Annotated in this window: 11 protein-coding genes; 4 read left to right on the forward strand and 7 right to left on the reverse strand. The window is 45.7% G+C overall.

The genetic code is table 11. The features are described 5' to 3' along the window. Positions 1-29: 29 nt before the first annotated feature. Complete coding sequence (locus KNO75_RS08855; protein ID WP_214821204.1) at positions 30-2,033, reverse strand: heavy metal translocating P-type ATPase; 2,004 nt, start codon at positions 2,031-2,033, stop codon at positions 30-32. Between the two features lie 131 nt (positions 2,034-2,164). Between KNO75_RS08855 and KNO75_RS08860 the strand changes: the two genes are divergently transcribed. From KNO75_RS08860 to KNO75_RS08870, 3 genes are all read left to right on the forward strand, one after another. Further along, positions 2,165-3,673, forward strand: coding sequence for a multicopper oxidase family protein (locus tag KNO75_RS08860; RefSeq protein ID WP_214821206.1), 1,509 nt, complete (start codon positions 2,165-2,167; stop codon positions 3,671-3,673). Between the two features lie 161 nt (positions 3,674-3,834). Next, positions 3,835-4,977 carry a sensor histidine kinase gene (locus tag KNO75_RS08865; RefSeq protein ID WP_214821208.1) on the forward strand — a complete coding sequence of 381 codons (1,143 nt, stop codon included), beginning with the start codon at positions 3,835-3,837 and terminating at the stop codon, positions 4,975-4,977. Between the two features lie 104 nt (positions 4,978-5,081). Then, entirely contained in the window at positions 5,082-5,225 is a 144-nt protein-coding gene (locus KNO75_RS08870) for a hypothetical protein (RefSeq protein WP_026825140.1), read from the forward strand. A gap of 8 nt (positions 5,226-5,233) precedes the next feature. On the opposite strand, the gene KNO75_RS08875 is transcribed toward KNO75_RS08870, so the two are convergent. Genes KNO75_RS08875 through KNO75_RS08895 form a run of 5 tightly spaced genes read right to left on the reverse strand, consistent with a single transcriptional unit; the run spans position 5,234 to position 10,701 of the window. Next, entirely contained in the window at positions 5,234-6,844 is a 1,611-nt protein-coding gene (locus KNO75_RS08875) for an alpha-glucosidase (protein ID WP_214821210.1), read from the reverse strand. A gap of 54 nt (positions 6,845-6,898) precedes the next feature. Further along, the gene (gene pgmB / locus KNO75_RS08880) at positions 6,899-7,549 is read right to left on the reverse strand and encodes a beta-phosphoglucomutase (protein ID WP_214821212.1); all 651 of its coding nucleotides are present in this window, start codon (positions 7,547-7,549) and stop codon (positions 6,899-6,901) included. An 11-nt stretch (positions 7,550-7,560) separates the two neighbouring features. Continuing rightward, complete coding sequence (locus tag KNO75_RS08885; RefSeq protein WP_214694430.1) at positions 7,561-8,385, reverse strand: carbohydrate ABC transporter permease; 825 nt, start codon at positions 8,383-8,385, stop codon at positions 7,561-7,563. 12 nt (positions 8,386-8,397) lie between these two features. Then, entirely contained in the window at positions 8,398-9,363 is a 966-nt protein-coding gene (locus KNO75_RS08890) for a carbohydrate ABC transporter permease (RefSeq protein ID WP_214821214.1), read from the reverse strand. A 60-nt stretch (positions 9,364-9,423) separates the two neighbouring features. After that, positions 9,424-10,701 carry an ABC transporter substrate-binding protein gene (locus KNO75_RS08895; protein ID WP_214821216.1) on the reverse strand — a complete coding sequence of 426 codons (1,278 nt, stop codon included), beginning with the start codon at positions 10,699-10,701 and terminating at the stop codon, positions 9,424-9,426. Positions 10,702-10,928: 227 nt separating this feature from the next. On the opposite strand from KNO75_RS08895, the gene KNO75_RS08900 reads away from it, so the two are divergent. Continuing rightward, positions 10,929-11,945, forward strand: a complete 1,017-nt coding sequence (locus KNO75_RS08900; protein WP_214821218.1) for a LacI family DNA-binding transcriptional regulator — start codon at positions 10,929-10,931, stop codon at positions 11,943-11,945. Here the strand turns inward: KNO75_RS08900 and KNO75_RS08905 are convergent, their stop codons facing one another. Continuing rightward, positions 11,946-12,659: a DUF1189 domain-containing protein gene (locus KNO75_RS08905; RefSeq protein ID WP_214821220.1), complete on the reverse strand. Its 714-nt coding sequence runs from the start codon at positions 12,657-12,659 to the stop codon at positions 11,946-11,948. Positions 12,660-12,770: the final 111 nt, after the last annotated feature.

A 12,770-nucleotide genomic window follows, 5' to 3' on the forward strand; every position in this document is an offset into this window, starting at 1 on the left:
TAGCATACGTGCTAAAGATGAAAAACTTGTTAAATCTTTAAAAGTCGGGCGTTGATGGCGACGATGACCGTGCTCAAGCTCATCAAAACAGCACCGATGGCTGGTGACAGAATGATTCCGACCGGAGCCAGCACCCCTGCAGCGAGCGGGATGGCGACGACGTTATATCCTGCGGCCCACCATAGATTTTGAATCATTTTCCGATATGTGTTTTGTGATAGCTCTAGAATGGATAGCACGTCTTTCGGGTTACTGCGGACGAGGACGATGTCTGCCGTCTCGACGGCAACGTCCGTCCCACTTCCGATGGCGATGCCGACATCGGCTTGCGCAAGTGCCGGAGCATCATTGATTCCATCTCCTACCATCGCCACTTTACTACCATCTTTTTGAACATCCTTTACTTGGTTCGCCTTGTCGTCCGGTAACACTTCGGCATACACGTCGTCGATCCCGAGCTGACCCGCGACCCAATGCGCAACTTTTTCATTGTCCCCCGTCAACATGATCGAACGAACACCTTTTTCACGAAGCGCCTCGACGGTCTCTTTCGCCTCTTCCCGTACTAAATCGGCCATCGCAATCATGCCGACCCATTCTCCGTCTTTCAAAACAAAGACGACGGTCTTTCCTTCCTCGGAGAGTCGACGGAACGTCTCCTCATCGATTTGAATATGCTGATCACGGATATGGCGTGGACTGACGACTTGAATATGCGAACCATCGACCGACCCTTCTAATCCGACACCTGTCATCGACCCGAAGTTGTCGACAGCCGACAATTTCAACTCCCGTTTTTTGGCTTCTCGCAAAATCCCTTGTGCGAGCGGGTGTTGCGACTCCCGTTCGACAGCCCCTGCTAACCGAAGTACATCTTCATCCGTATAAGATGCGCTCGCTTGTACGTCCGTGACGCCGAAATTTCCTTCCGTCAACGTACCGGTCTTATCAAAGATGACGGCATCGAGTCGACGTGCTTCTTCAAATTGAGTCCGATTGCGGATGAGGAGACCTTGTTTCGCCGATAACGCTGTCGAGACGGCAACGACGAGCGGTGTCGCCAGTCCGAGTGCGTGTGGACACGAGATGACCATGACCGTCACCATCCGTTCGACCGCTGTTCCAACCGAGTATCCGAGCATAAACCAGATCATGAACGTGATGACCCCCGCCGCAATTGCGATATAGAACAAATATTTCGCTGCACGGTTCGCCAAGTTTTGAGCCCGTGACTTCGATTTTTGGGCCTCGCTCACCAATTCGATCACTTTTGATAAGTACGTGCTTTCTCCCGTACCAATCGTTTCAATCGTCAAACTGCCCTCTTGGTTGATGGATCCTGCAATGACATCTTCGCCTTCTGTCTTTTCGACCGGGACCGATTCGCCGGTCAACATCGACTCATCGATAGTCGTCCGTCCTTTCACGATTTTCCCGTCCACGGGAACTTGCTCCCCCGGTTTGACGAGAATCCGGTCCCCTTCCTTTAGTTCAGAGATGGGGACGTCTTCTGTGTCTTCCCCATTGATGCGATGCGCCTCGTTCGGCAGGAGTTGCACGAGTTGTTCCAGCGCATTCGACGCACCCATGACAGAGCGCATCTCAATCCAGTGACCGAGTAACATGATCACAATGAGTGAAGCGAGTTCCCAAAAGAAGTCATGCCCACTTCCATATCCGAAAACGACAGCCGCACTATAAAAGTAAGCGACGCTGATCGCCAAGCCAATGAGCATCATCATGCCTGGACTACGATCCCGCAGCTCCTCCACACTCCCTTTCAAGAACGGCCATCCACCGTATACGTACACAATCGTTGACAACACAAACAAGATTGTCTTTTCAAACGGGAAATCAAGTTCAAACCGAAGCCATTCTTGAATCATGTCCGACAACAACAAAATCGGAATCATCAGACCGAGCGATACGAAAAAACGTCGTTTGAAATCGTCAATCATATGCTCATGTCCGTGTCCGCCATGATGAGAATCGTGACTTTCCTCATGGTGTTCATGGTGCTCATGTTCCATCATAATATCCTCTCCTTTACACGAGTTGTATACCCCTGTGCGGTATCAGGATAAACGGATTTTGACTTTCATGTTTCTTTCACATTTAGGTGGTAAAACAGAGTAAGGACTGATCACAAAAGGAGTGTTACATTATGAAATCAAAAGGAATGTGGTTCCTCTTGATAGGGATATTGATTGGAATCATTCTCGTTCTACTGTTCGTCTTATTCAATGGAAGATGGAATATGAACAATATGAATCATATGTGGGGAGACAATTCGACGTTTGAACAGATGGATGATCACATGATGGGGAATGGTAATAGCGGGCCGATGGGACACGGAACTACCCAAGAACTCGAGGCATCTGACGAACCGGAACAACCACTTCCGATTCCAACGCCATTAAAGCCAGATCGCGTCACGGAAAGTGCCATCTATTATACGGTAGTAGCGGATGAAGGAACGTCACGCTTTTTTCAAGATGGAAAATCGACAGAAACGCTCGGGTATAACGGAGACTTACTCGGACCGATGCTCGAGCTGCCGAAAGGAAAGACGGTCGTGATTGATACAATCAACCGATTAGATGAATCGACAACGTTCCACTGGCACGGTCTCGTCATCCCCGCTGAAATGGACGGGGGGCCACATCAAGCTGTGCCTGCGGGTGAACGTGCACAAGTTCGACTCGATATCGACCAAGAACCTAGCACGCTTTGGTTTCACCCCCATCCGATGGGATCGACAGCCGAACAAGTTTACAAGGGACTCGCTGGTCTCCTCTATGTGACCGACGATGCACAGAGCGGCCTTCCAAACGAATACGGGGTCGACGATATCCCGCTCATCGTACAAGATCGATTGTTTACTAAAAACGGGGAATTGGATTACGATGCCCACATGAACGTCGACGGAACAACCGGGGATACGATTCTTGCGAACGGAGCCGTCAATACAACGTACGATGTTCAGACCGAGGCGCTCCGAGTGCGACTTGTCAACGGTTCGAACGCGCGTGATTTTGACTTTACCCTGTCGAACGGAGAGATGATGACGCAAATCGCAACAGATGGCGGTCTATTGGAACGCCCCGTACCGATGAAGACCATCTCATTGACACCAGGCGAACGGGCCGAGGTGCTGATTGATTTCTCACAAGTAAAAGATAACGTTGCTTTAGAAGCGGATGGGGTACCGTTCACTACGTTTCGTATTGGTGAACTCGACAAGACGTCCATCGACATGCCGACAAACGAAACAATCGAGCTCTCTACAGATGAGAAGGCAGACCGCCGACTCACGCTGTTCGGGATGGGCAATATGGTATCCATCAACGGAAAGACATATGACCCGGACCGCATCGATATCGAAGCGAAACGCGGAGACACCGAGGTGTGGGAGATTGAAAACAAACCGGATATGATGGGTGGGATGACGCACCCCTTCCATATTCATGGTGTCCAATTCCGAATCATAAGTCGAGATGGTAACACGCCAGCCGACCATGAGAAAGGTTGGAAAGACACGGTGGCCGTTTCTCCAGATGAACGAGTGAAGATTGAACTCACCTTCACTGAAACCGGCACGTTCATGTACCATTGTCACATCCTCGAACATGAAGAGAACGGAATGATGGGACAACTGAAAGTCACGGACTAAAGCCGACCTCTCCGCTTGCTATGCGGAGAGGTTTTCGTCTCGTCGATCCGTCCCAATTTCGGTACGTTTCTGTTAGGACTATTGCCTGTATAGGGATTCCTCCTCAAATGTCGTATACTTGTTGTGAATGAATATACAAATGATTGCGAGGAGGTAAGTGGATGCGCCGATTTCGTAGGGTTAGGCAAAAACGATCCGCTCGTCAAAAACAGGACCGCCATACGTTCTCCATCGCTTCCATTGTGGAAGAAGTACAGGATGCGATGTGTTATATCGACTTCTCGAAACACCGTCTCTATACGAATCATCTCCTTCGTCACTGGTGTCCATCCATGACGACCCAATCCTTCCCCACGACGGAAGCATTGACACGTTTTCTCTATACGACGTTTGAATCGCACGGCGCAGACATGTCGCAAGTCACCCATTTGATTCAAGAATTGCTGGAGTGCGAGACAGAGAAATGGCCAAGTATGACGTCACGTCGTCTTCAGTTCGAAGACCGAACGCTCCACCTCATCTTCAACTTCACTCGGACACCTCGAGGCGTCTTCATCATGTGGCGGGACCAAACGGAAGCCGTTCGGTTTGAAGAACGAAAAGATGCTTTCCTTGCTGAGCTGTCCCATGACTTCCGTACTCCTTTGACCGCCATCCATGGCTATACCGAATTATTGATTGCGCGACATGAAGGTTCTGAGAAGTCGTATCACATGCTAGAGCAAGTGATACAAGAATCGGAGCGGCTCGAGCGACTCGTCGATAACTTTCTCGATTATCAAAAAGAGAGTTATACGGCCGAACAATTGTCCGTGACGACATTCGCACTCCGTCCGTTATTAGAAGATGTCATGTCGAGTTATCAAACGACCTCGCCGCTTCATACGGTTACGTTTGAGACGAATGATGTCTGGATTCAAGCCGACGAAGAAAAGTTGCGGCAATTGCTCCATAACTTGATTGGCAATGCCATCAAATATTCTCCAGATGGGGGCACGGTCCATACACAAGTCGAGGAATGTGGCGATACGGTCGTCTTGTCCGTATCAGACACCGGCATTGGAATTCCGGCTGATGCGCTCCCATATGTCTTTGATGAATACTATCGTGTAGACTCAGCCGCCCACCAATCGATCAAAGGTACGGGGCTCGGTCTGCGAATCTGTAAACGAATCGCAGAAGCCCATGGTTGGGGCATCCATGCGGATTCCGTTTACGGTGAGGGTACGACCTTCACCATTGAGCTTCATACCCGGACGAGTTGTCCTTTGCCACAATCCTCCTTTCCATTGACGTCCGACTGATTCATACCGTCGGACGTTTTTTCGTCTCGTCATTTGATTGGATTCAAGAATGAAGCGATGGCGTTTTGGGAATAGAGAAGTGATGAAGAGAGGAGGAAATAAAGATGAAACAACGTGGATACTTATCTATCCCGGTCGCCGTCGTGTTCGCCGTCGTCTTTGGTCTGACCCTCGATAACTGGTGGCTCGGAATCGGTATCGGGATTGCGATGTTTTTTGCGTTTCGGGGAACGAAGAAAAAAGCGTGAAGACCACCCTATTTGATGGTCTTCTTATAGATTCTTGCTTCATACGGGCGCATCTGATTGGTCTCATTGTCTAGATTTTGTAAGACGAGATTATAACATGCTGTCGGTATGGGTATAGGATGAGAATCATCCGAGTGATTGAGAATAATCAAAAATTGTTCTTCTCTCAGAGAACGCTCATATACATGCAACGATTCATCATATGGATCTAAGTCTTTAAACTCACCATATACAAGTGCCTCATGCGACTTCCTCAATTGAATCAATTTTTGATAGTAACGAAATACAGAATCCTCCCGCTGCATATCCATTTCTACGTTCAACTCGACATAATTTTTATTTACGCTCATCCAAGGCGTTCCTTGTGTGAATCCAGCTTCTTTATTGCAATTCCACTGCATCGGTGTCCGCGAGTTATCGCGACTCAATAGTTGCAAACTGGTCAATACGTCATTGGCATTTCTCCCCTTATTCACTTCTTCTATATATCGATTTTTCATCGCAATATCTTGATAATCGTCAATCGAATCAAACTTAACACCAGTCATCCCTATTTCTTCACCTTGATAGATATAAGGCGTGCCCGGCAGTGTATGTGTCAAGGTTGCTAATAGCTTTGCCGAGGCGATACGATGTTCCCCACCATTACCATATCGCGTCACCTGACGTGTGTGGTCGTGATTGTTTAAAAATTGCGAATTCCACCCCTTTCCTTTCAATCCTTCGTACCAATCACGCTGAATTTCTTTGAAGCGGAGCATATCCCATGTCGGCATCTCATCGGCGATTTGAAAATGGAACAACGTATTTAGCTCATGACGTCCCTCATCTACATAGAGTGCGCCTTCTTTCGGTGTAACGAACGGGATCTCACCGACCGTCATACAATCATAATGTCGTAGTACTTCCTCATGCATTTCTTGAAGATATTCATGGATTCCAGGATTATTTGCTAAATAGCTTAAATCATACGGATTCTCGACATCAGATAAGTCTTTTCGTTTTGCAAGAAGATTGATGACATCCATTCGGAATCCATCAATACCTTTATCGAGCCAAAACCGCATCATCTTATAAATTTCATGGCGCAATTCTTCATTTTCCCAATTGAGGTCAGGTTGTTCAACTGCGAATGAATGGTAATAATACTGTCCGCTATGTTCATCCCATTCCCAACAGGATGGCTCAAAATATGATCGCCAATTGTTCGGTGCTTTCCCTTGCACTGGGTCATGCCAAATGTAGTAAGCTCGTTTTGGTGAGTCGACGCCTTTCTTTGACTCCAGGAACCACTGGTGTTGATTTGAAGTATGGTTAACGACAAGATCCAGAATGACTTTCAGACCGAGTGCATGCGCCTCTGTCAACAAGCGTTCAAAATCCTCCATCGTGCCTGCTCGATCCATGACACCATAATAATCGGCAATGTCATATCCATTGTCTTTATCCGGCGATACATAGAATGGATTGAGCCAGACCACATCCACTCCAAGTTTTTGAATGTACGGTAACTTTAGACGCACACCTTCTAAGTCACCATATCCATCTCCGTCTGTATCGAAAAAGCTCCGCCAATACACTTGATATACGACGGCCTCTTTCCACCATGTCCTTTCCATTCCAACTCCTCCTCGTTAAAAATGCCTCGAGTGTGAACACCCGAGGCTTCGTTTTTAAATTCGAACCAATAGCTTCTCTAGTCTGAGATGCGCTGTGTCTTCGAAGACAAGATCTGCCTCAGTCAAGACATTTGGGTCGCCAATTCCGACGGCAAACATACCCGCCTCATGGATGGCCGTGATTCCTGCAACCGCATCCTCAATGCCAACACATTCTTTCGGATCGACTCGCAGCGCTTCAGCAGCCTGGAGAAAAACTTCAGGATGTGGTTTTGAATTCTTCACAGTTGCCGCATCAACAATATGGTCGAACGCTTCAAGCAATCCAAGTTGGCTCGTCACCATCTGAGCATTCTTCGAAGCTGACGCCATTCCGATTTTGTAACCTGCTTCTTTCAACTCTTTCAAAAACACTTCGATGCCTGGCAAGATATCTGCATTCGTGATTTTTGAAATAAGTGATACGTAGTGTTCATTCTTCTTTGTCGCAAGCAACTCCTTCTCTTCAAAAGAAAAGTCATTCTCACGGCCCCCAAGTCGTAAGATTCGTTCAAGTGATTCAGTTCGACTCACACCTTTTAGTGTCTCATTGAATTCTCTGTCAAACGAAATCCCTAAATCTTCTCCGAGCGCTTTCCATGCTAAGTAATGATATTCGGCACTGTCGGTGATGACACCGTCTAAATCAAAAATAAAAGCTTTCATTTTCATTCTCCTTATTTATCTCCACCAATTCGCAAACCTTGCATGAAGTACTTATTCAGCATGATGTACAAAATGATGATTGGGATGATACTGACGACAGAAGCCGCCATGATGTAGTTCCACTGCGTGGCATTCTGACTTTGAAATGACTGAAGTCCGAGCGTGAGCGTATATTTTTCGGGTGATGTGATATAAAGGAGCGGTTTTAAGAACTCATTCCAGAACCCGAGGAAAACAAAGACGGCCTGCGTCGCGACCGATGCACGTGCCATCGGGAAGACAATACGCCAAAACGTTTGGAAACGATTGAGCCCATCTACTTGTGCAGCTTCTTCCACTTCTCGCGGGAAGTTGATAAAGAACTGTCTCATCAAGAAGATGTAGGAGAAGTTGATGGCTCCGGGAATGATCAACGCAGAATATGTGTCGAGGATTCCAAGCGAACGCATGATCAAGTAGTTCGGGATGAGCAAGATTTGTCCCGGTACCATCATGACAGCCAAGATCAACAGGAATAAATAGTTACGTCCCGGGAAACGAAGACGCGCAAGCGAATAACCTGCCATCGTGTTAAAAATGACGTTCACAATGGTCCCTAGTGTTGCAATCAAAAAGGAGTTCATAATCCAACGCGGAAAAAGCGGATCTTCCGTAAAGATATGTTCAAAGTTTGCAAGCGTTGGATTCTCTGGCCAAAGCGTAAGTCCTCCAGCTACAATCTCGCTATACGGTTTGAACGATGCGAGCACTGCCCATAGGAATGGATACAGTGTGACGAGCGCGTAAGAGACGAGGATGACATACATGACAATACGCGGCCATTTTTTCTTTTTCATATCCATTCCTCCTTAATAGTTCGATTCTTCTTTATTCAACTTACGAGCAATCATCGAGACCGTGAAGATGATGATTGTCAAAATAATTGCTAGTGCTGATGCATACCCCATCGTTCCAATTGTTTTAAACGCATATTGGTAAATAATCAGTGAGAATGTAAGTGTTGCGTTGTTCGGCCCACCGGTTCCTCCTGAGATGATATATGCTTGGTCAAATAATTGGAAACAACCGATGATTCCCATCAACAGGACATAGTTCGTCACAGGAGTGAGATTCGGAACTGTGATTTTCATCAGTTTCTGCCACGCATTTGCCCCATCAAGCGAAGCCGCCTCATAAAGCGAAGACGGTATATCCTGAAGTCCCGCTAAATAGATTGTCATGAAGAATGGAACTGTAGACCAAATGTTCATGACCATAATGGTCGTGAGGGCAAAATCGGTTTCATTGATGAAGTTGATTGGTGCATCTAACAATCCGAGACTGACGAGAACATTGTTGATTGGACCATTTAAACTGAACAAAAACATAAAAATCATGGTGAGTGCCGAACTTGAAGTGAGCGTCGGCAGGAAATAAATGGTCCGGAATGTATTTTGAAAACGAATCCCGGAGTTTAAGACAGCCGCCATAAGAAGTGCGATTGCCGTTTGAATCGGTACAACGAAAAGGGCATAACGAAACGTATTTTTTAAAGCCGTCCAGACCCGATCATCGTTCCATGCGTTGACGTAATTTTCAAAGCCGACCCATTGGAAATCGATGCCTCCAAACAAATTCACACGTGTAAATGATAAGAAAAGTGAATACGCAATCGGAAGCAACGTGAACGTCACTAAAATGATTATGGTCGGCAACATAAATGTCATGCCTTGTACAGCTTCACGGCGATCACGTTCACTACCTTTCTTTTTCTTAGGTGGCGGTGCCTGTGACGCTGTATCCGTACGCCGGTTGATTTCGAGCTGTGTGCCCATATGATCCTTCCTTCCCGAACAAAACGAGGCTCGCGCGGTGACGCGAGCCCACTTGTTTCTTTATTTCAATTGCGTCTCGATATCTTTATTTGCAGTTTCTTCTGCTTTTTTCATTGCTTCTTCGAGCGTCATATCACCTTTCAAAGCTGCCGGTAACAAGTTGTTGTATTCCCGGGCAACAATTGAAAGAGAGTCGCCTTTTTGCCAAGGTGTTGCATAAGCTCCGGCCGCAACGAACGGTGCTTTTAATTCATCATCTTGAAGATTAAGTTCTTCGGCGATTGATTTGAGTGATGGGAGAACACCTGCTCCTTCAGACCAAATCTTCATGCCGTCTTTCGAAGTCGCATAATTGATAAATTCCCACCCTGCTGCTTTTTCTTCCGAATCGCTATTGAGCGAATAAGAGACTGTGAACATCATCGAACCGCTGTCCCCACCAATCGTAGGGACTTCTTTCGTCCCCATTTCAACGTTCGGGAAGTTCTGTTCGATATGCGAGATTGCCCAGTTCCCTTCAATCATGATCGCCGCTTTTTCAGCTCCAAATGAATCACCTGCCCATCCTTGTCCTAAATCAGCAGGTCGTTGAACAAGTTTATCCTGATAGGCATCTACAAGTGGTTGCAATGCTTCAATTTGATCCTGTTGGGACAATACCGCCATTCCGTTCTCATCCACGATATCCGTTCCACCTGATTGTAGTACGAACATATGACGCGCGAGTTCAGATGTGGTGATTGCTGGTGTCACACCAGTTGGAAGCTTTTCTTGCAACTCTTTTAAAAATTCAGGAAGTTGGTCCATCTCTGTCGGGATATCATCCGCTGTGAATCCAGCGTCTTCAATCAACTTTTTGTTGTAGTAAAGTCCTAGAGTAGAATAATCTTTTGGAAGACCAAACAATTGATCTTCAGATTTAAAAGCATTGATGGCAGGTTCATAGAAGTCGCCTAAATCTTTTTCGGCTTGTTCAATATACTGATCAAGCGGTTCAAGTACACCTTGTTTAGAAAGTTCAGGTGCCAAAAAAGCATCTACATAAAATACGTCCGGTGCCGTTCCACCGACAAGGTCGGTTTGAAGCTGTGTTTGATAATCATTGTAGACTTTCTTTTTAACTTTGATTCCTGTCTCTTCAGTGAAAGCTGCTAACAATTCATCGAATGCTTTTACTTCAGCATCGGTCCCCTTCCATGTCCCGACCGTAATTTCTTTACCTTCAAGTTCAGATGGATCTGAAGCGACTTGCGCCTCCTCTTCTCCGCCACAAGCTGCAGTAAAGACAAGTCCTAATAGCATGACAATCGATAATGGCTTAGACACTTTTTTATTCATCAATCATTTCCTCCTCAAACGTAATGTTGTTCAAATTAAAGTAACCGCTTTCAACTCACAACTCGATTTTATACCCGAAACGTTTCGGAAATCAAGAACTTTTTTAAAAGTCATTAAAAACGCTTCCAATTCGGAGTTTACAAGGCAGTCATATCCAGACTAAACTAGATGTACCTATAAATTTTGCTTAAATTACTCATAACGTTTTCATAAAGGAGTATTGTATGATGGCCACATTAAAAGATGTTTCTAAAGCATCCGGTTTTTCCGTCACAACGGTATCTCGGGCCTTAAATGGCTACGACGATGTAAACAAAGAAACACGAGACAAAATTTTAAGTGTCGCAAAAGAACTTGGTTATAGCCCGAATATTTTGGCGCGCAGCTTAGTAAAAAAACAATCCAAGACAATCGGTTTTCTCGTCACCGATTTAAAACGCGAGAGCATTAAAGATAACTTTATGTTCGAGACTTTATGCGGCGTGTCAGATGAATTATCTAACCTTGATTACGAATTCGTTCTTCTGTCCACCACGACCTCAAAACAAAAAAATAAAACGTACAGTCAGATGTGCGCAGAACGCCAACTAGACGGGGTTGTTATACAAGGGCTAAAACGAGACGACCCCTATTTACTTGAGGCAATCGAAAGCACAGTGCCTTGTGTACTGGTCGACATCCCCGTTGAAGGAATCAATACAGGTTATGTGACCTCAAATCAACTCGAGAGCGCTAAACAAGCCGTTCGTTATCTCCTCCGACTCGGACACCGCCATATTGCATTCATGAACGGCGCACCGCATGCCTATGTCTCGACCGTACGATATGATGCCTATCGCCAAGTGATACACGATCATGAAATTGACTTCCGTGAGGAATATGTATTGAACGGGGACTTCGAAGAAATTGCCTCGAAAGATGCAGCACTCCCTTTTTTGTTGAACCATCCGGAAGTAACCGCAATTTTCTGTGCATCTGATGTCATGGCACTTGGTGTTCTCCAAGCAACGAGAGAACTCGGCTTAAACGTTCCAGAAGACTTATCAATCATCGGATTCGACAATATTTTATTGTCTCAGTATGTCTCCCCACCTTTAACTACAGTTGGTCAACAGCCTTATGAAATGGGCCGAAAAGCCGCTTCGATGATCGTCAATATTGTGGAAGGTCAGGAAGTGCCTCATGAAGCCTTCGTCAATAATCAGTTAATCCTTCGAGAATCGGTCACGAAAAATCGGCGATGATTAGTCATCGCCGATTTTTCGTATCGTCATAAATGCAAAGATACCAACAGTCGCCCAGTATAAAACAGAGAGCATAGGTACATTGATTGGCAATAATTCAATAGCTGTACGTACAATCAAAGGTGCTGTGATGCCATAAGCTGTAATCGTCCATGCTTCTTTATATCGAATCGGTACAAAGCGTCGAAACCCCAGACCCGCCAGAGCCAGAAGGGAGATTATCAGAAAATGCAAAACCAAATCAAACATAGTAGCCCCGTACACGTAAATGGGATAGAACCAGTTCAATTCTTTTAATAAAACATCTAGATCACGTTCTGTCACGTCTGACTGCCCCACAAAATCAAGTAACGTCTGATAACTTTCCAAATCCGTCTCGACTCCGCTTCGCTTGAATGCCCAACCGGATTCCATAAGGACTAGCGTTTGGCGTGCATCCGTTCTCTGTTCCTCTCCCACCATTACAGACAGATCAAGAACAGGAACATCAAACGCAAAAGATTGCTCATACCGAAGACCATCCTCCGTTATCTGAAATGAAGGCAAGTCTTCCTCAACTACCTCGGTTTGTCCCATCCATTTCACTCCATATACGAGCACATTGGCGAATAAAACGGCAATCGCTACATAAAAAATTGATTTCCAAATCGATTGTGATCTCCACGCCTTCACTTTTTCGAATTGAAAGCCTAAACTAGCAATCATTTGTTCCATGTTAGTCCTCTTTTCTAAAACGTTTCTGCCCCTATTTAATCACGTTGTTTAAACAATTGAAAGAAAATATGGCAAAATCACTATTGAATATCCGAAACGTTTCGGATAGAA

The organism is Exiguobacterium sp. s35 (genome assembly GCF_018617535.1).
In the GTDB taxonomy this organism is placed as follows: Bacteria; Bacillota; Bacilli; order Exiguobacteriales; family Exiguobacteriaceae; genus Exiguobacterium; species Exiguobacterium aestuarii.

Coding starts and splice junctions, on each gene's coding strand:
- KNO75_RS08855 (WP_214821204.1), bottom strand. CDS start 2,033: ATGATGGAACATGAGCACCATGAACACCATGAGGAAAGTCACGATTCT.
- KNO75_RS08860 (WP_214821206.1), top strand. CDS start 2,165: ATGAAATCAAAAGGAATGTGGTTCCTCTTGATAGGGATATTGATTGGA.
- KNO75_RS08865 (WP_214821208.1), top strand. CDS start 3,835: ATGCGCCGATTTCGTAGGGTTAGGCAAAAACGATCCGCTCGTCAAAAA.
- KNO75_RS08870 (WP_026825140.1), top strand. CDS start 5,082: ATGAAACAACGTGGATACTTATCTATCCCGGTCGCCGTCGTGTTCGCC.
- KNO75_RS08875 (WP_214821210.1), bottom strand. CDS start 6,844: ATGGAAAGGACATGGTGGAAAGAGGCCGTCGTATATCAAGTGTATTGG.
- pgmB (WP_214821212.1), bottom strand. CDS start 7,549: ATGAAAGCTTTTATTTTTGATTTAGACGGTGTCATCACCGACAGTGCC.
- KNO75_RS08885 (WP_214694430.1), bottom strand. CDS start 8,385: ATGAAAAAGAAAAAATGGCCGCGTATTGTCATGTATGTCATCCTCGTC.
- KNO75_RS08890 (WP_214821214.1), bottom strand. CDS start 9,363: ATGGGCACACAGCTCGAAATCAACCGGCGTACGGATACAGCGTCACAG.
- KNO75_RS08895 (WP_214821216.1), bottom strand. CDS start 10,701: ATGAATAAAAAAGTGTCTAAGCCATTATCGATTGTCATGCTATTAGGA.
- KNO75_RS08900 (WP_214821218.1), top strand. CDS start 10,929: ATGGCCACATTAAAAGATGTTTCTAAAGCATCCGGTTTTTCCGTCACA.
- KNO75_RS08905 (WP_214821220.1), bottom strand. CDS start 12,659: ATGGAACAAATGATTGCTAGTTTAGGCTTTCAATTCGAAAAAGTGAAG.